Annotated in this window: 19 protein-coding genes and 1 other annotated feature; of the genes, 13 read left to right on the top strand and 6 right to left on the bottom strand. The window is 41.0% G+C overall.

The window, feature by feature from the left end:
- The first annotated feature begins 21 nt into the window (after positions 1-21).
- Positions 22-198: a hypothetical protein gene (locus BLR93_RS17840; RefSeq protein WP_175559199.1), complete on the top strand. Its 177-nt coding sequence runs from the start codon at positions 22-24 to the stop codon at positions 196-198.
- Between the two features lie 99 nt (positions 199-297).
- On the opposite strand, the gene BLR93_RS00210 is transcribed toward BLR93_RS17840, so the two are convergent.
- The gene (locus BLR93_RS00210; protein WP_093210271.1) at positions 298-741 is read right to left on the bottom strand and encodes a S1 domain-containing RNA-binding protein; all 444 of its coding nucleotides are present in this window, start codon (positions 739-741) and stop codon (positions 298-300) included.
- Between the two features lie 261 nt (positions 742-1002).
- Here BLR93_RS00210 and BLR93_RS00215 point away from each other — a divergent pair, with 261 nt between their 5' ends.
- From BLR93_RS00215 to BLR93_RS00245, 7 genes are all read left to right on the top strand, one after another.
- Positions 1003-1515 carry an RNA polymerase sigma factor gene (locus BLR93_RS00215; protein ID WP_093210272.1) on the top strand — a complete coding sequence of 171 codons (513 nt, stop codon included), beginning with the start codon at positions 1003-1005 and terminating at the stop codon, positions 1513-1515.
- A complete protein-coding gene (locus BLR93_RS00220) occupies positions 1515-2552 on the top strand; it encodes an anti sigma factor C-terminal domain-containing protein (protein ID WP_175559200.1) in 1038 nt (345 codons plus the stop codon). Before BLR93_RS00215 ends, BLR93_RS00220 begins: the two co-directional genes overlap by 1 nt.
- 315 nt (positions 2553-2867) lie before the next feature.
- Positions 2868-3332, top strand: a complete 465-nt coding sequence (locus BLR93_RS00225) for a DinB family protein (RefSeq protein WP_093210274.1) — start codon at positions 2868-2870, stop codon at positions 3330-3332.
- 69 nt (positions 3333-3401) lie between these two features.
- Positions 3402-4433, top strand: a complete 1032-nt coding sequence (locus BLR93_RS00230; protein ID WP_093212241.1) for a serine hydrolase domain-containing protein — start codon at positions 3402-3404, stop codon at positions 4431-4433.
- A 95-nt stretch (positions 4434-4528) separates the two neighbouring features.
- Positions 4529-5353 carry a GNAT family N-acetyltransferase gene (locus tag BLR93_RS00235; protein ID WP_093210275.1) on the top strand — a complete coding sequence of 275 codons (825 nt, stop codon included), beginning with the start codon at positions 4529-4531 and terminating at the stop codon, positions 5351-5353.
- Positions 5354-5912: 559 nt separating this feature from the next.
- Positions 5913-6890 (top strand): quinone oxidoreductase family protein, encoded by a 978-nt coding sequence (locus tag BLR93_RS00240; RefSeq protein ID WP_093210276.1) that lies wholly within the window; start codon positions 5913-5915, stop codon positions 6888-6890.
- Positions 6891-7047: 157 nt separating this feature from the next.
- Positions 7048-7860, top strand: coding sequence for a helix-turn-helix transcriptional regulator (locus BLR93_RS00245; RefSeq protein ID WP_093210277.1), 813 nt, complete (start codon positions 7048-7050; stop codon positions 7858-7860).
- On the opposite strand, the gene BLR93_RS00250 is transcribed toward BLR93_RS00245, so the two are convergent.
- Positions 7795-9033 (bottom strand): MFS transporter, encoded by a 1239-nt coding sequence (locus tag BLR93_RS00250; protein WP_093210278.1) that lies wholly within the window; start codon positions 9031-9033, stop codon positions 7795-7797. The genes BLR93_RS00245 and BLR93_RS00250 overlap by 66 nt on opposite strands.
- 131 nt (positions 9034-9164) lie before the next feature.
- Positions 9165-9542 (bottom strand): carboxymuconolactone decarboxylase family protein, encoded by a 378-nt coding sequence (locus BLR93_RS00255; RefSeq protein WP_342720191.1) that lies wholly within the window; start codon positions 9540-9542, stop codon positions 9165-9167.
- A 147-nt stretch (positions 9543-9689) separates the two neighbouring features.
- Positions 9690-9943: a binding site (T-box leader), on the top strand.
- A gap of 77 nt (positions 9944-10020) precedes the next feature.
- Here BLR93_RS00255 and BLR93_RS00260 point away from each other — a divergent pair.
- Both BLR93_RS00260 and BLR93_RS00265 read left to right on the top strand, forming a co-directional pair.
- Positions 10021-11250 carry an MFS transporter gene (locus BLR93_RS00260; RefSeq protein WP_245690023.1) on the top strand — a complete coding sequence of 410 codons (1230 nt, stop codon included), beginning with the start codon at positions 10021-10023 and terminating at the stop codon, positions 11248-11250.
- A gap of 86 nt (positions 11251-11336) precedes the next feature.
- Complete coding sequence (locus BLR93_RS00265; protein WP_093210279.1) at positions 11337-11693, top strand: SpoIIAA family protein; 357 nt, start codon at positions 11337-11339, stop codon at positions 11691-11693.
- Between the two features lie 51 nt (positions 11694-11744).
- Here the strand turns inward: BLR93_RS00265 and BLR93_RS00270 are convergent, their stop codons facing one another.
- On the bottom strand, positions 11745-12641 hold the full coding sequence (locus tag BLR93_RS00270) for a glycine betaine ABC transporter substrate-binding protein (RefSeq protein WP_093210280.1): 897 nt from the start codon (positions 12639-12641) through the stop codon (positions 11745-11747).
- Between the two features lie 328 nt (positions 12642-12969).
- Between BLR93_RS00270 and BLR93_RS18330 the strand changes: the two genes are divergently transcribed.
- Positions 12970-13092 (top strand): hypothetical protein, encoded by a 123-nt coding sequence (locus BLR93_RS18330; RefSeq protein ID WP_281241664.1) that lies wholly within the window; start codon positions 12970-12972, stop codon positions 13090-13092.
- A gap of 16 nt (positions 13093-13108) precedes the next feature.
- Entirely contained in the window at positions 13109-14338 is a 1230-nt protein-coding gene (locus BLR93_RS00275; RefSeq protein ID WP_245690073.1) for an aminopeptidase, read from the top strand.
- Between the two features lie 304 nt (positions 14339-14642).
- Here the strand turns inward: BLR93_RS00275 and yidC are convergent, their stop codons facing one another.
- Together yidC and BLR93_RS00285 are read right to left on the bottom strand one after the other, a co-directional pair.
- On the bottom strand, positions 14643-15461 hold the full coding sequence (gene yidC, locus BLR93_RS00280; protein ID WP_093210282.1) for a membrane protein insertase YidC: 819 nt from the start codon (positions 15459-15461) through the stop codon (positions 14643-14645).
- Entirely contained in the window at positions 15398-15781 is a 384-nt protein-coding gene (locus BLR93_RS00285) for a hypothetical protein (RefSeq protein WP_093210283.1), read from the bottom strand. Before BLR93_RS00285 ends, yidC begins: the two co-directional genes overlap by 64 nt.
- 353 nt (positions 15782-16134) lie before the next feature.
- On the opposite strand from BLR93_RS00285, the gene BLR93_RS00290 reads away from it, so the two are divergent.
- A complete protein-coding gene (locus BLR93_RS00290; RefSeq protein WP_093210284.1) occupies positions 16135-17391 on the top strand; it encodes a DNA polymerase IV in 1257 nt (418 codons plus the stop codon).
- Positions 17392-17569 lie beyond the last annotated feature (178 nt).

The raw sequence follows: 17569 nt of genomic DNA on the forward strand, positions 1-17569 counted from the left end.
AAATAGGAGTGAGGAACAATCATGGTAGATCGCAGTAATGTGTGTAAGGCTTGCGAAGGTACTGGAATGCTTTCCGATGATGAAGAATGGCAGTATACTTGTACCGTTTGCGGCGGGGACGGTAGTTTTTTACCAGGAGACCGGGCCGAACCGGCCAGGCCGATTAATGTCGATGAAAATAACCGGTTATTGGATTGAAAAATGTCCGAGGCTTTTATGATTATCTTTAATGAGAAACCTTCGAAATAAAAAAGCAAGCCAGCAATCGCTGGCTTGCTTTTTATGTTGTATTCGTATTTATCCGCGTCTTCCGCCTCTTCCGCCCCGTTTTGTTTCTGTATTCCGCTTGAGGTTATATAGGTTTTCTTCGCTTGATTTCAAGAATTGAGCCATTTTATCTTCAAAAGTTTCTTTTGGTTTGAAATTGCCTTTTGACCGGTAGTCGTTGGACTTCCTGTCATCTCTTCCCCGTTTCACAGGGCGTTGAGACGTAGTTTGTCCTTCCGGCCTGTCTACTGCTTTTTTGATGGACAAGGCAGTTTTTCCGTCTTTCTCACTGATTACTTTCACTTCAATTTGGTCGCCTACTGTTAGATGGTCGTGAACGTCTTTTACAAAGCTGTCAGCCACCTCGCTTATGTGGACGAGTCCTGTTGTTCCGCCGGGTAATTCTACAAACGCTCCAAAATTAGTTATACCTGTTACTTTGCCTTGTACTTTGCTGCCTATTTCAATTGACAAAAATAGTTCCCCCTAGATAATGTTAAAAACAACTTATTATAACAAATATATGAATGGAAATCAATGAAGCAACCGGTAGTTCCTGCTGCAAATCAAGATATTTTTAATTAATCTCTCTTTTTCCAATGATTTTAGCCATGATAAATCATGTTATAGTAATAGAAGTTTACAATCGGGTGCCCATTAATCATTTTTTTACTGGATAATGTAACAAAACGTTCATTGTTTCGTTTGAATAGATAGAAAGGGGTGGGAGCTTCATTGAAAAAGTACATATTCGCCGAGTTGTTTGAACAATTTCGGCTCCCGCTCTTCCGCTACCTGTTGCAGCTGACCCGTAATCGGGAATTGGCAGAGGAGCTGCTGCAGGAAACCTTTTACAGGGCAATGGTATCTTTGGGGGTGAAAGATATGCTACAGGCAAGAGCCTGGCTGTTCAAGGTAGCACGAAATCTTTACATCGATTGGACAAGGAAGTCAAAAGCTGAGCAGAGAATGGTGGAAAGGGTGCAAATGGAATACCGTTCTGCCAGTGATTTAGGCAACCCACAAGAGCAGCTGGAAAAGAAAAATCGCCAGCAAGAGCTGGAAGCTATTTTAGCGATGCTCCCGGAACGAATGCGTACCATCCTTTATTTGCGGGAGATCCAGGGATTCACATATAAAGAGCTGTCTACTGCAATGAATTTAACAGACAGTCAAGTAAAAATAACCCTCCATCGTGCCAGGCAAAAATTTCGCCACTATGACCAACTAAAGAAAGGGGAGCAATGATGAAGAAGGATGATGTGCTTTCTGATTGGAATGAGGAAAATGAGCAAATCGACCAGAAAAACGCAAGAAAATTAGTCTGGCGGACAAGGATTTCTATTGGGTTTACAGTTATAAGAACACTTTTGTTGGTATTATTATTATATCTTTTATACGTCATTCCCATGCAGGTATATTATGATATGTCCGGTAAGCAGGCGGGATTTGACCGGATGGTAACTACCCTGGTGGAAACTAGGAATCCAGGGATAACAGTGGACAAGAGTGGGGCAGGACAGTCTGCATCCATTAATCCGCTGTTAACACAGAAAACCACTCAAACGGTTTATCGCAGGGTCGGTGATTGGGAAGTTGCTGCGGGAAAGATAACCGCCAAAAAGCGGCTGTTTGGCAAACTTCATTATACCCTCGACTTAAAAGAAAAGTATTTGAATGATGATTTCGTCTCTTCATTTGCCATTGCCCCAGATTTACTGGGAGAGGATTCATTAGCAGAAGATGCGCCAACCGGATTTAGTCTATCTGAGCAATTAAATAAAATCGAAGACGGCTACGTGGCCCAAGTAAAGTTTGCCGCGAAGCAGGGAATGGCGCCTGGTGAATTAATTGATTTGTTGGCTGATTATAACGTAGAGATTTATCAGATGGCTGTCTATGGCGGGGAAATTACCGAAATAAATATGCCTTTTTCCCGTGCTGGTCAGTTTACTTTTGCTTCAACCTTACTTTTAAGACCAGCGACAGAATATGATGATAAGAACAGGCATTCCTCTTCATATCTCTCATTAACTACGAAAGAATCCTTGGCGGCAGCAGAAAAACAATTCTTTGAGGATTTGGAATGGTTGATTGAAAATGGCAACTATCCGGACAAGAAGATTGATGAACAGCGGCTTGATTATCTGAATCAGCACGGTATTCAGGTGTTCGGTGCTACAGTGACAGGCCCTGTCAGGGAAATTGAACGGTTGGAGGAGAAAGAATTGCTCCATCAATTTCAACTAGGGGGAATTGAAGTTTGGAAATGGCAGGAAAGATAAAAAGGGAGGCCATTTAGAATTTTAAGGTCAAGAACATTGCTTTGTTTCTCTTATGGAAAAAGCTTTTTAAACCGGATGTTTAGTGCCGGTACGCGGGTATTATGGTGTCAGGAAATGGCGAGTGGTATGCAGCGTTTGTCTAAGCTCACAACCTGAAACTCTTGCGAGAAAACGATACCGGCGCACTCTGTACCAATAGAATTGTTAAGAATGCGCCAATAATAAAGAGGTAATAACCATAATCATTCTGATTAAAAGCAGGAATTCGGTAATAGTTAAAAGAAATAGTAATTAATTGAAAGTAGGAGGGAAAGCATGGAGACTAAAAAGATTCTATTACAGCAGTTTAACGCCTGCCATCAAGAAAATACATGGTTCGTTTCACTGCAATCGGCGGTGAAAGGGATATCTGCAGAACAGGCATCCTGGAAAAACAATGAATCGGCAAATTCCATATGGGAAATAGTGAACCACTTGGCGTACTATAACCAACGCGGCCTCAACCAATTTAAGGGAAACCCGGACGAAATGCCAGCAGCTGATAATAATCATACATTTAATAATAAGGTGGCATTAAATTGGCCGGACACAGTGCATTCTATTGATAAGCTGATGTCTGAGTGGATAACTAGAATAGAAGAAAGCAACGAAGAATACCTGGAAAAATGGGTCTCAGAACTTACTCATCTTGCTCTCCATCATACCTATCATGTCGGCCAGATTGTCCAAATCCGTAAAAGTATGGGAATATGGGATTCCGCTCAAGGAGTCTCCGGTTAAGCTAGTATCATGCAATTAGTTGGTACAGCTTATTTTAAGGAATTATCTATGCAGAAAGAAGTTGGTACTATGAGCAAGCAGGAATCGCTAATGGAAAAAGCAACAAATGTAATTGCCGCAGAGCAATTTTCCGGTGCTGTGTACGTAAAGCAGGCTGGTAACGTGTTAATAGAACAAGCATTTGGGTTCGCTGACAGATCAGAGGAACGGTTGAATACCATCGATACGAGATTTGGAATAGCTTCTGGATGTAAGTTGTTTACTAGCATAGCTGTCTGCCAATTAGTGGAGAAAGGTGTACTTTCTTTTCATACACGACTTAAGGATTGTTTAGAAATCAGCTTTCCACATTTTGATGAAAGGGTCACTATTCACCAGCTATTAACCCATAGTTCAGGGATCCCTGATTACTTTGATGAGGAAACAATGGATGACTTTGAAGAACTGTGGAAGCAGACACCCATGTATTTGCTAAGAGACTTAAAGAAATTTCTACCGCTATTTCAGAAGGGAATCATGGAATTCAAACCAGGGGAAAAATTCCACTATAACAATGCCGGCTATATTGTGCTTGGATTAATCATCGAACAGCAAACTGGTCAGTCCTTTACTGATTATGTTGAAGAAAATATCTTTCGACCTACCGAGATGAATAATACTGGTTATTTTTCCCTTGACCAGCTGCCAAGGAATACCGCAAACGGATATATCCAAACGAACGATGGAACTTGGAGAACAAATATTTATTCGATTCCAGTAAGGGGTGGTGCAGATGGAGGGGCATTCACTACAGCTCGTGATATGAACAAACTATGGGAAGCACTTATTGGCCATCGACTGCTCAGCAAAGAAATGACAGAAAAACTGCTTACTCCGCACGTTCAGGTGAAGGAACGCGTTGAATATGGGTACGGTGTCTGGATTAACCGCAGCGGCAATAACGTTTTCAAATACCATGTGATGGGCTATGATCCAGGGGTGAGCTTTCATTCGGCTTATTATCCCGCAACTGGGACGGTGTTAGTCATACCATCCAATCAAGCGTCAGGCCCTTCTAAAGTGATGAAAGCGATAGAGGGGGAACTGCTGGGAAGTCATTAGACATTTATGGTTGGGGTATGATTATCAGGAACTTTCAGCCAATTGAACTGAAGTATTTCTACATATTTTATCACTAGTTATAAGGAAGTGACCTGATGAGTTTGGTACTTACGAAAGAGCTGGTATATGAAATCGAGCAATCGGAAATCGAGTGCTTATCTTCGAGATTAGCGGCGATTAGACAGATAGAAGGGAACCCGATGGGGATTGAAATAAAACAGTTCGGTAATGCTATTTGCTTTTCTGCTGCCGCCATTCCTGGACCATCCTTTAATACGGTCAAAGGCTTAAAGGATGAGGACGAGAAGTTTATCGACGCATTGATCGCATATTATGAACAGCGAAACATCCCTGTCCGGTTTGAACTCACTCCCGCCCACGTTTCCTCGCGTATGTTAACGTGTTTGAACGAAAAAGGGTTTTACCATGCTGATTTCCACACTGTAGTTTATGTGCCGCTATCCAATATGCCAAAAGGTCAATCAACTGATACTGGAATTATTATCCGGAAATTGAAAAGCCAGGAGTACGCAGTATATGCTGATATATATGCAGATGCATTTGCAATGCCTGCATTTCTGAAGCCTTCGATTGAAGCAAACAATAAAGTACTCGATGACGATAGCAGATGGGAGTTTTATTTGGCGATCGTTGAAGGCAAGCCGGCGGGTACAGGTGTGTTGTTCATCCAGAATGACATCGCTGTACTTGCTGCCGCAGCGACACTTCCTGAATTCAGGGGGATAGGCGTGCAATCTGCTTTAATCAAACAACGGCTGAATCAAGCAATAACAAAAAAATGCCGCCTCCTTGTTGGACACGCAGGATTCGCTAGTACAAGCCTGCGCAACATGGAAAGAGCAGGATTGAAGGTTGCCTACAACAAGGCGATTTGGAGGAAAAGATCGGTTTCTGAATGAATATCTTGCGCTTCATTTACTAATGAGGAAATGAAGGGACCGACTGGCCAGTACAAACTAGCAGCCCAACGCCCGATTTTCAAGCTATACATCATACAAATCTTATTCAGATGACAAAATATCGGCCGCTAAAACGGTAGTAGCCATAAGTAGGTGAACCAACCCAAACGGATTAATCCAAAGAGGTTTTAGTTTGTATGTTAATAATTCTTTCCTATCGGAATAAAGGTATCGCCAATACTATTGAGCCTCTCCCTAACGAAGGCTGTAATCCTCCTGCAGCTATGCCGCTAATCGACAATAAGATTACCAAGTTAAAGTTAGACTAATAGTGACTGAATACATATAGTCGTTGCTCTGACATGGGAAGGAATAGCATCATTAGCCAGCTGGGAATAGACGGATTGCCGAGCTTCAGTAGAAAAATCATATACTTATCTATAAAAATCCATCGACTGGGTAGTAGTAACAGCGGAATCTGTAGTAAACAGCAGGAAAGAACATATCGGAAAGAGAATAGTTTAGCAGGAAAGAATTTTACTGTTTCAAGGAGGTAAAAATGAAAACTATATTAATTGATCGATACGGGGGACCTGAGGTTTTGCAGATGAGAAATATTTCTATCCCTATGGTTAAAGATGATGAGGTACTAATAAAAGTTGCAAAGACAAGTGTGAATTTTGCTGATATCAAAAACAGATCAGGAAAGAAAAAGAAGGGATCGCTCCCATTTATCCCTGGTTTGGACGCTGCAGGGGTTGTAGAGCAAGTTGGCAAAAACGTACACAGTGTACTTCCGGGTGACAGAGTTATTACTTTTCCAAAAGGCGGTTCTTATGCAGAATACGTAGTTGCCAAGCAGAGCCTAACCTTCAAAATCCCGGATGAAATGGGTTTCAACACTGCAGCAGCCTGCCCGACAGTTTCCTTCTTGGCCTATAAACTACTTAATGAGATAGCTAAAATAAAGGAAGGGGAAACAGTGCTTGTCCATGCAGCTGCCGGAGGTGTCGGATCGACTGCTATCCAATTAGCGAGACTGTTTGGGGCTAAACAAGTTATCGGGACAGTTAGCGATGATAAAAAGTTCCCGGTTGTCCTTGAATCGGGTGCAGACCACGTTATTTTGTATGATAATTTTGCTGAGAAAGTGAACGGGCTAACCGGGGGTAACGGGGTGGATATAATCCTTGATTCGATATCAGGAAAAATCTTCGAGGAAAGCCTTCATTGTTTAACGCTTTACGGAAGGATTGTCCATTTTGGTAACTCCGGCGGCCGGGCGGGCGTCATCGAAACGGATCGGCTGCATGCCAGCTGTCGATCCGTTTTGGGGTTTAGTCTAGGCACAACTCGAAAAGAAAGGCCAGAGTTATTGCGTGAAACCTCTGCGGAAGTATTGAGATATTTATCTGCAGGACAGTTAAAAATTAAAGTAGGAGAAACGTTCTCTCTGGAAGATGCAGCGGAAGCACATAAGCTTATGGAGTCAAGGAGAAGCACAGGAAAGATTCTTCTAGATGTCTCCCGGGTATAACCGGAAAGCACGTTACATATAAACAGGAAAAGTGTTTATGAAAAAATTCGACAGTTTAAATTAGTAAGACCGACGGATAAGTTCGAACAAGTGATAATAATTAACAATTGAAGACCAAAGTATTCAATGAATAGTGACTGAAAAGGGGAAAGCAACGATGATTTACGATAATGAAAACGGTCTGATTCTCTTGCGTTCAGACAAATTGGGCGAACGCGATTGGCGAAGCGATCAAACGTATAAATTGATATTTTCCCCTTTTGGCATGGGGAAATACCAGACGCGTAAAGGGGATTTGTCCATCGATCACCGGCAATTCTTTATATTTAACCCATTTGACGAGCACCGGCAGCTGGAGATCATGAAAGAAAAATTTTTGGTCGAATTGGAACCCTTGCTTATGGAAGAAGCAGCTGAACAGCTCGGCTACCATTCCATTGATATCGAATTTGCGTCTGTTACCTATTATCACCGGCAAGTTTTTCAATGGGCATCGTTTATACGAGAATTCGTTCATTTGCATGAACAGGAGCCAGCTGCGGTTAATGAACTTTTTTTTGACAATAGCTTAACACAGCTGGCTATTTTGATGCTGCGGTACGGAGCTGGTGCTCACCAATGTGCGTTTCCTGCAGCACCCATCGATAGTGTTTTAAAACCGGTGGTCGACGCCCTCAAAGAAGGTTATCAGGAAAACTGGACATTATCTGAGATGGCTGCTGTAGCAAGGATAAATAAGTATCAGTTTTCCCATTTGTTTAAAGAAGGAACTGGTGTTTCACCTTATTCCTGGCTGCAGTTATATCGCTTGATGAGAAGCCAGCCCGCGCTCATTCATACCGAACAATCAATCTTGCACATAGCACTTGCACACGGATTTAAAAATGTCTCATCGTATAATCATTTATTTAAAAAGGTTTATGGAAAGACTCCGACCGAGTTTCGTCTTGCCCGCCGGATTCATAACTAATACGGTAAAACTGAGCAACAATATAATCGAGCCGCTGCAAATTATCAGCGTTCGAATGGATAGGAATGTTACCAATATACCGAATAAGCCGAGGGAAATCGTATTGGCAAAATACAATAAAACCGCATTAAAACTGAACGCTTTCCCCAGCTTTTCGGCGGGAACAAGGGACTGCAGTAAGTAAACCCTGGCTAAACCAGCGATGGGGAGCCCGATTCCGACGATGGCGCAGCCGATGAAAAAGTGCTCCATATCATAAAGGGTGCCATAGTATGTAATTCCAGTGCCCCAAATACAAGCGCCCAATAAGTAGGTGGACAAGGTCATTCTCTTAATTAAATACGGAATTATCAGGTTTGTCCCAATAACAACCGTCCCGAAAACTCCCTGCAAAATACTATATATTTCCTCCTCATTATTTGCTATTTCAGCCAGGGCTAGCAATAGTCCAACTTCCCAGACCCAGGTATTAAAAAATACAGTGAAAAAAGTTAATATAAACAACTGCTTGATCGTTGTCTGCTTATATATCCATAATGCAAAATCTGCTATATCTGAGAATAGTTTTTTTATTGATTTTTCGCCAGCAGGTTTGTCTTCAGAAACCTGGACCTTTAACAGGCAGATAACACTTATTGCATAAGTAAGAGCGTCGACGGTAAAAAAGTGGATGGTCCCAAATGAGTGCAACAGCCAGACGGTGATAAGCGGACTCAGTACAGTAATCCCCCGAGTTAACGTATCATTCAGGCTGTTCGCTGCTGTACGATATCTTTCACTGGTTAGTAAAGGAAGCAGGGCCCTGTGGGCTGGGTTGAAAAAACAGCCGATGGTTTGGATGACAAAACTGATCACGAGTAAATGAATGTATTGGAGACTATTCGTGTAATACATAACAACTACTGAAATGATTAATGGAACTCTCAGTAAATCCAGATAGATAAGCAACTTTTTTCGCGGAAGCCAATCGGCTATTACTCCTCCGACAAGGCCAAACATTAAATAGGGCAGTGTTTCGGCAATGGCTACACCCGTTGTATGAATACTGGAGTTAGTAAGATCATGTGCGATAAACAAAAATGCCATTCCTGAAAGAACATCACCCAGCCGTGATACTCCACCTCCCAATAAGTAATAGCGTATATTTTGATTTTGCTTTAGCAAACGGTACATGTAATCACCTCCTGTACCATTGTAGAGCCGGCAGCAGGAGGTTTCTGGTTGAATATTGCTTGAAATTAACTCAATATCTTAATACAAAAAGAAAACAGGCAGTATTACTGCCTGGTTTTGTGGAGTTACCGTTAGTGCTTTATGTCATGATAATGATCAAAGGTTTCCATAGCCAAGGTCACGCCTTGTGAGAAGGCTGCCCCGCCGCCAAGGGCTGCACTGACAGCAATGGTTTCCATTACTTCTTCTTCTGATGCTCCATGTTCTACGGCACCTTTCGTATGGTACATGATGCAATACTCGTCCTGGGCATAAATGCTAATGCCGAGGGCCATCAGCTGCTTCTGTTTCCCATCGACGGCCCCTGGCTGAAAGCATGATTCAGTAAAATCAAAATAACTTTTCGTCATTTCCGGAAGCCGCTTTTCTAACCGGTTGCTTCCTTCTTTATAGTCCAATATGGATTGATCAAAAAAGTTCATTTCGCTTTCAAATTCATGTGTATCCACTTTTCCCACTCCGTTTCCGATGAATTCAGTTACGCTTTTAGCGTGATATTTACAGAGAATAATCATACATGGTATTAAATGGTTGTATTAAAAGTTATTTATATTGTTTACAAGTAAGCGGGCGAATGCTAAGATAAGTAAAATTATACGTAAGCGATGATGAGAAGAGTAGATGAAATGGGTGCTTTTTCAGAGACCCCCGCCAGCTGAAAAGGGGGAAGCGCTATTTATCGAAGCAAGCCTCAGAGCATTACACCGGAACTAGGATATAGGGGATGGTGTGGCGGGAGCTCCCGTTACAGAGCTAGGGTATAAGCTGAAAAAGCCGTACCCGATAAGGTCGATATGGTGACATGTTGACAAACTGGGGTGGCACCGCGGTTTTTAATCCCGCCCCCAAGATTAACGTCTTGGGGGTGGGATTTTTTATTTCAAAAAATACAAGCGGGCAGTAATTAAATCGATTGGAGGAAAATGTATGGGAATGAAGGTAACTAATAAATACTCTGGATATTCATTTGTCCTTCTAGCTGGAATCGGCGTATCCAATATTGGGGATTGGATTTATTTAATAGCTTTTAATTTAATCATTTTGGACATGACAGGTTCACCGTTAGCCGTTGCTGTTTTGTACCTGCTTAAACCACTGGCTGCATTGTTTACGAATATTTGGGCAGGCAGTCTTATTGACCGGCTGAACAAACGAAGCTTAATGGTTTGGCTGGATATCATTCGGGCAATACTGGTCGGCATGCTGCCATTATGCACATCTTTATCGGTAATATATAGTGTTGTCTTGTTAATCAATATGGCTAGCGCCGTATTCCAGCCAACATCGCTGTCTTATATTACTAAATTAATACCTTCTGCTGATAGAAATACGTTTAATTCGCTGCGCAGCTTGGTCGATTCGGGTGCTTTTCTAATTGGACCTGCAGTTGCCGGTTTATTATTTATGGTTAGTTCGCCAACAACTGCTGTTTATCTGAACGGTTTGTCATTTTTATGTTCCGCCCTGCTTACAATATTGATGCCAAACCTGGAAAGTGGATGGAGGATAAAGGCTGGCGAAAAGCTGCTTGCCTTTTCCGTAGTAAGGACCGATTGGAAGATCGTTAAAGAGTTCAGCCGGCACCATCATTACGTTGTCCTTATTTATTTCCTGTTTAGCTGTGTCATCGTGATGACAGCGGCAATAGATTCTCTGGAAGCTGCCTTTGCTAAAGATGTACTCAGGCTTACTAATCAGAGTTATGGCTTGCTCGTCAGTATTGCAGGCGGCGGAACTATCGTAGGATCAGTAATTAATACTTTGATATCCCGTAGATCCAATCCTTTTATACTAATGGGCTCCGGTTCTCTGTTTTTATCAATTGGCTATTTATGCTTTGCATTTTCAGATAGCTTCTTGATTGCAGCTTTGGGGTTTTTTGTCCTATCGTTTTCCTTAGCATTTGCTAATACAGGTTTTTATACTTTTATCCAAAATAACATTCCTGTACAAGTGATGGGGCGGTTTAGCAGCATCTATGGTTTGGTAGAAGCGGTACTTGTGATTTTATTGACGGCAGCATTTGGTTTGCTGGCCCATTTGGTTTCCATTCAGTTGATAGTGATTGCTGGAGCCAGCTTATTATTCATACTGACAATTATATTGTGCTACCAGTGCCAGCGGTCAAGCGTTGCAAGCCAGTCTTCCGTAGGATAAACCTGAAGAAGTTTGGTGTCCGGAAAGTTTAACCGTAAATCTGTTCAGGGAATAGGGTAATACAGATGCAGGAAAGGGGTGGCACCATGTTATCATTTCTGCCAAGCCAGGACGAGAAAACGATTGCCGTGCAGTTCACTGGAGAAGCTGTTAAGGAAGATGCAGAGCGTTTGGAAAAACATGTACAGGAATATTTCCCGCAAGGAGGATCCTTTAACGTGTTAGCCATTATGCATGATGTAGAAGGGTCGACGTTGAAGGGAATGGTAAAGGGCATGAAGTTTGACGCTAAGCATTGGGAGCAATTTAATAAGTTTGCAGTTGTCAGTGACAAAAAATCGATTAAGTCATTTGCTGATATTGGCAGATATCTCCCTGGAATTACTGTTAAGCAGTTTGACAAGGATGGGCTGGCCCGGGCTTGGGATTGGCTTCAGGAATAGAAGATAAAAAGTGACCTGGTTTCATAATGAAATCAGGTCATCTTTTTAGGATTATTCTGTCCATTTTGCAATTAAGTCCTGATGCTCATCCACCCAGGCTTGCGCGCCTTGTTCTTCAGAATCTGCCTCGTTGATTGCTGCCATTAGGCTGCCTAGCTGCTGATCGTCAAGCATGAAATTATCAAACCATTTAACGACTTTCGGCTGATCTTCTTCCAGCCCAAGACGCGCAGCATATGATATATTTTCTGAGTCACCATAAACATTTTTAGGGTCATCAAGTATTTTCAGATCCATTTCGGCAAAAACCCAATGCGGCTTCCAGAGCGTAACGACTAAGGGCTGTTCATTTTCCATGCTGTTCTGCAGCTCCGTTAGCATTGTTGGTTCGGACGAACTAGCCAATTCAAAGTCAAGATTATATTCGTTGATAGCATCTTCTGTCAATGACATAATGCTTGCTCCTGCATCAATACCAACAATTTGCGAGTCAAATTTCTCATTATGGCTATTCAAATCTTCGATACTGTTGATATCTTCCATGTAGGAAGGAACAACAAGGGCCAAGTCCGTTCCCTCATACCAGTTTTCCCGCCAATCAATTTCTTCCTTATATTTATCATAATAAGCTTGGTCGGTGTTGGGAAGCCAGATTTCCATGCCAATATCGAGGTCGCCGGCAGAGAGAGCTTCATACAAAAAAGCCTTTTCGACAGATGTTAATTCTACATCATAGCCCTTTTCCTCCAAAATGATTTTCCACATGTTCGATACAGCTACATTTTCTGCCCAGTTATTCATCCCTATTGTAATTGTTCCCTTTTCTCCGTTCTGAGCTTCCTTATTTTCTTCGTTTGTTTCTTCCTCTGTTTCGTCCCCGCCACATGCTGTTAACAGCATCACCATTCCGATTAGGAAAATGAATAATAAATTTTTTGCACTTTTCATAAAATTCCTCCTTAAAGATAATTGAGTTAGCGTTGTTTGATATAATGTCTATATCGTGAGCTATTGGTTGTAAGCATACTTGTGATAAATCATCCGAAACAAAGGGGATTTCCGATAGGGAGATATGTGATGATGAATTCATAATCAGGGGGTCTTGAAAGGGTTGTTCCAGATATTTATCAAACTACTTTAACCCAAGGCATATTATACCAACCTTGAAAAATTATTCAAATGTCAGAATTCTTATAGCGTTTTCAGCTGTATCTCGGCGATGTTTTTATAGGAGTACATCCTGCAAGAGAAAAGTGTATAGAAGGGGAGTAGAGGGATGGGTGAGAGTCGAATATTAGGCCTGTATAATGAACAATTACGTTATAATGCGCAAGCACTTGGTTTTAAAAGAGTAGTAAAATTAAACAAGAACATCACAAGGGAGATATTAAATTATTAAAGGAATATATGAATTTATAAGTGAAGCACAGTTAAAAAAGTATGCAGAACTTGCTGTACGAGCTGGTGTAAATCTGCAAAAAAATCAATTATTGGTTATTCATAGTGATATACAAAATGCTGCGTTTGCACGTCTAATCCAAACGGTAGCCTACGAGGCAGGAGCTTCAAATGTATTTATAGATTGGACAGATGAACAGTCTGCCAAAGAATTTTACTTAAATGCAGCAGATAGTTTCATCGATCACTTTCCTGATTGGCAGGCTGCCCGTTTTAAGGAGTGGGACGATGCAGGTGCTGCTTACATCCATATTATTTCTGAAAACTTAGATGTCTTTAAGGAGGTTTCTACAGAAAGGATAAATCGTTTCCAAAAAGCTTCTCGCACCAAATTGAGGGATTATTATGCGAAAATCAGATCCCACGAGGTACGCTGGTGTCTTCTAGCTGTCCCATACGTTGTATGGGCAACTAAAGTATTTCCCAACCTAAGTATAGAAGAAGCTTTACAATCATTATGGAAATTAATTTTAAAAGGATCTCGGGCAGATGGGAAAAATCCTATAAAAGATTGGGAGAGTCACAATAGAGCCTTCGAGTCTCGAAAAAAAATCCTAAACGAGAGCCAATTTGAAGCCCTGCATTTTACAAATAGCCGTGGAACTGATTTATTAGTTGGTCTACCTAAAAATCACCTCTATATCGGTGGGGGTGTCATAGATAAAAATGGAATACCTTTCTTTCCGAACATTCCTACGGAAGAAATATTTACTGCTCCCCATAAAAATAAGGTGAATGGCAAATTGGTAGGTACAAAACCTCTTATCTATGGGGGAAGTGTCATCGAGGAATTTTATCTAATATTTAAAGATGGACGGATTACCGACTATTATGCCGCAAAGGGACAGGAAGTGTTACAAAATCTCATCGAAACAGACGAAGGTTCACATTATCTAGGTGAAATTGCCTTGGTTTCTAATAAATCTCCTCTTGCTCACGCAGATACTCTTTTTTACAATACATTGTTTGATGAAAATACATCCTGTCATATTGGAATCGGAAATGCATCTCCTTCAAATATTCAAAATGGCATTGATCAATCCGAGGAAGAGTTGAAGGCAGCGGGTCTGAATACTTCACTTTTGTTAGTCAATGTGACCTTTGGTACCCAAGATATGAAAGTAGTGGGCATTAAGGAAGGCGGAACTGAAGTCCTGTTAATGAAGGATGGGGATTTCCAATTCTAAATCGTCTCCAACTTCAAAACAGAGAAAACTGATTTCTGGTGGATTATACTTAGTGCTAGTTATAGTGAAAACAAACTGGGCAGCATTCCTGTAACAAGTGAAGATTATGGGTTATGTTTGTGAAAGAATGTACTTAAACAAACGGGTACGTTAGCTTAATAAGCCTAATATGCAAAAGGGCACTTCCATAAAACTGGAGCCTATTTTATGTCTAATATCAACATTAAGCTTTAACATAGCCTTGTTTTAAAAAAGCATGCGCTGTACAGATGAATTCGTACAGCGCATGCTTTATATAAGAAAATTATTTCTGATCAGCCGGTCTTACCTGCTGGGAAAGTGTGCCTTGTGTTTTGGGCTGATATAGCGATTTGGATAACAACGTCTGGAGTATCAAAAACAATCCACCTACTGCCCAATATAAAGGTAGTGCTGCTGGTGAATTAAAAGAGATGATTCCTATCATGATCGGAGATAAAAATCCCAAAATGGCCATCTGTTTTCTTTGCTGGGGTTCCATTCCTAATTGCGTCACTTTGAATTGCAAAAAGTAAATAGCTGCTGCCACAAAAGGCATGATTATGTCTGGATGGCCCAGGTTAAACCACAAGAAGCTGTGAGATGCTATCTCAGGAGTGCTCCTAATGGCATAATAGAACCCAATCAATATCGGAAATTGAATAAGCATTGGCAAACAACCCATTGACTTCATTGGATTTAATTGGTGTTTTTGGTATAGTAGTACCATTTCTTTTTGGAGTTTCGCTTGTGACTCTTTATCTCTTTTATCGCTGTATTTTTCCTTTAATTCATCCATTTCTGGTTTCAGGCCAGCCATTATCTCTTTCATTTCGTAACTGCCTTTCGACTGCTTTAACATAAGCGGCATTAAAATGAGTCGGATTAATAGGGTAATCAAGATAATAGACCAGCCATAGCTGCCATTTAATTGTTTCGCCGATACTTTAATCAAGAAGCTGAAACTATCAACAAAGTAATGATCAAACCAGCCTTCGGATGCAGCTGTGTGATTAGATCCTTGGCAGCCGCTCAAAAAAATCAGTAAAATGACGATGATAACGCTATATTTTTTAAAGAATGTGAATACAGAATGTTTGTCCATTGTTCTCCTCCTCGTTTTTGGTTCTGTTTGGTAAACGAGAGGAAATGGTTGTCTGAATCATCTTCCGGTCCTTCTTTGCGTTTTGATTTTTCGGTTATCCAATCAAGAATTTCAGCTATTTCTCCTAAGCGCGTTTCAATAGGTAAGAGTCGGAAACGAGTTGCATAATAATTCCTTGTTACTGCTTCTTTGCTTTTTGCACGAAGTGGCATAGACATGAAAGAGAAGCTGAAAGCACAGTATGCAGCTAGGAAAAAGCCAACATAAAAATAAAACGGTGATGCTTCGTTCAGTACTTCGTTAAGCAATTCAATAAACATCTGTATTCACCTCCTTAACCATTATGAAAGCTAGTTCTATTATTCTCCTGATACACTAATTTGTCAAAAATATATCAATTTTTTAGAGTTGAAAGGAATAGATAGTTTTTAAATATTGATGCCTAGCTGAAAATTCCTTTGAAAGAAACAAGCACACTTGCTATTACCATCTCCACAAAAACTTCATCCATTTTTTAACTACCTGACATTAAATAACGAATAGCCAACAAAGAAGGTTTCAATTTTGCAGGAAAATCATGAGGAAATCCAACTAGGTCCGCCTGGATGCTTTGTTGTTTCCCATTTATGGTATAATGAAATAGAACAACCGTTCTGTTAAGGGAGAATTTGTTATGTCAAAATGGTATCCTAAAAACGGCCGTGTTATTTTTCATGTGGACATGAATAGCTTTTATGCCTCTGTGGAAATGGCCTATAATCCAGATTTGAAAGGAAAAGCGGTAGCCATAGCCGGAAACCCTGGCGAAAGAAAGGGCATTATTGTGACCAGCAGTTATGAAGCGAGAAAGAAAGGCGTAAAAACAACCATGCCCTTATGGGAAGCAAAAAAACTTTGTCCAGAATTATTGGTCATGCGTCCGAATTTTGATAGATATCGGACAGCTTCCAGGCAAATGTTTAAAATTCTTTCCGATGTAACTTCATTTATTCAGCCTGTTTCGATTGATGAAGGCTATATGGATATTACAGACTGTGAGCAGTTAGGCTCTCCATTGGAAATCGCTGAAAATATACAAAATAGGATTAAAGAAGAATTGGATTTGCCATGCAGTATTGGAATAGCACCTAACAAGTTTTTGGCAAAGATGGCTTCAGATATGAAGAAGCCTATGGGCATTACCGTTTTACGGAAGCGGGATTTGGCTGATAAGCTTTGGCCGCTGGCCGTGAAGGAAATGTATGGGATAGGAGAAAAAACGGCAGATAAACTTAATAAATTAAACATCCATACTATTAAGGACTTAGTTGATACAGATACCTATCAATTGAAACGTGTTCTGGGGATTAACGGAGAACGCCTACAGAACCGTGCCAAGGGATTGGATACAAGCCCGGTCGATCCTGATGCTGTCCATGAGTTTAAAAGTATCGGAAGCTCTGAAACGCTTCCGCATGATACGACCGATGAATTGGAAATCCGAAAACTCTTTGTGCACTTGACGAGAAACGTCGTCCGGCGGATGCGGAGAAAGCAAGCAGTAGGCCGGGGAATACAAATCATGATAAAATACCATGACCATAAAACCATCACGAGAAGCAGGAAATTATCGGATTATATGGAAAATGAAGAAGATATTCTGGCAGTTAGCCTCGATTTGTTCGACAAACATTGGAATCAGCAGCCAGTCCGTCTGCTTGGGGTAACTGTCCAGGATGTTGCAGAAAAAAAAGATGTTGCTAAACAATTGGATTTATTCACATATGAAAAGGAAGCGGGCAAAGAGAAGCTTTACCAGACTATTGATAAGCTGACAGAAAAATACGGCAAAAATCCATTCATGAAGCTGGGAGCTAATGAAGAGGATGACCAACCGCGCACCAGTTTCCAGAAAGATTTTCTGAACGATTTTAAAAAGCATGATGAATGATATATTTTACAGATGGCATTGGCGCCATAAAGCCAGATGGAAGAGGTCTTTTTCAGTTTTTGGATGAATTTCCCAAGGAGTATGCCTTCGTACGCGGAATGCGTGCGATAATATCTCCCCCGAAAGAAAATTAATAATAATAAAAGCTTGCAGAAAAACCAGAGGTTTCACTACAAGC

Source organism: Sediminibacillus albus (assembly GCF_900101125.1).
In the GTDB taxonomy this organism is placed as follows: Bacteria; Bacillota; Bacilli; order Bacillales; family Amphibacillaceae; genus Sediminibacillus; species Sediminibacillus albus.

Bases quoted from the DNA above. Each gene is read 5' to 3' on its own strand.
- BLR93_RS17840 (WP_175559199.1), top strand. From the start codon at position 22: ATGGTAGATCGCAGTAATGTGTGTAAGGCTTGCGAAGGTACTGGAATG.
- BLR93_RS00220 (WP_175559200.1), top strand. From the start codon at position 1,515: ATGAAGAAGGATGATGTGCTTTCTGATTGGAATGAGGAAAATGAGCAA.
- BLR93_RS00225 (WP_093210274.1), top strand. From the start codon at position 2,868: ATGGAGACTAAAAAGATTCTATTACAGCAGTTTAACGCCTGCCATCAA.
- BLR93_RS00230 (WP_093212241.1), top strand. From the start codon at position 3,402: ATGAGCAAGCAGGAATCGCTAATGGAAAAAGCAACAAATGTAATTGCC.
- BLR93_RS00235 (WP_093210275.1), top strand. From the start codon at position 4,529: ATGAGTTTGGTACTTACGAAAGAGCTGGTATATGAAATCGAGCAATCG.
- BLR93_RS00240 (WP_093210276.1), top strand. From the start codon at position 5,913: ATGAAAACTATATTAATTGATCGATACGGGGGACCTGAGGTTTTGCAG.
- BLR93_RS00245 (WP_093210277.1), top strand. From the start codon at position 7,048: ATGATTTACGATAATGAAAACGGTCTGATTCTCTTGCGTTCAGACAAA.
- BLR93_RS00250 (WP_093210278.1), bottom strand. From the start codon at position 9,033: ATGTACCGTTTGCTAAAGCAAAATCAAAATATACGCTATTACTTATTG.
- BLR93_RS00260 (WP_245690023.1), top strand. From the start codon at position 10,021: ATGGGAATGAAGGTAACTAATAAATACTCTGGATATTCATTTGTCCTT.
- BLR93_RS00265 (WP_093210279.1), top strand. From the start codon at position 11,337: ATGTTATCATTTCTGCCAAGCCAGGACGAGAAAACGATTGCCGTGCAG.
- BLR93_RS00270 (WP_093210280.1), bottom strand. From the start codon at position 12,641: ATGAAAAGTGCAAAAAATTTATTATTCATTTTCCTAATCGGAATGGTG.
- BLR93_RS18330 (WP_281241664.1), top strand. From the start codon at position 12,970: ATGGGTGAGAGTCGAATATTAGGCCTGTATAATGAACAATTACGTTAT.
- yidC (WP_093210282.1), bottom strand. From the start codon at position 15,461: ATGGACAAACATTCTGTATTCACATTCTTTAAAAAATATAGCGTTATC.
- BLR93_RS00285 (WP_093210283.1), bottom strand. From the start codon at position 15,781: ATGTTTATTGAATTGCTTAACGAAGTACTGAACGAAGCATCACCGTTT.
- BLR93_RS00290 (WP_093210284.1), top strand. From the start codon at position 16,135: ATGTCAAAATGGTATCCTAAAAACGGCCGTGTTATTTTTCATGTGGAC.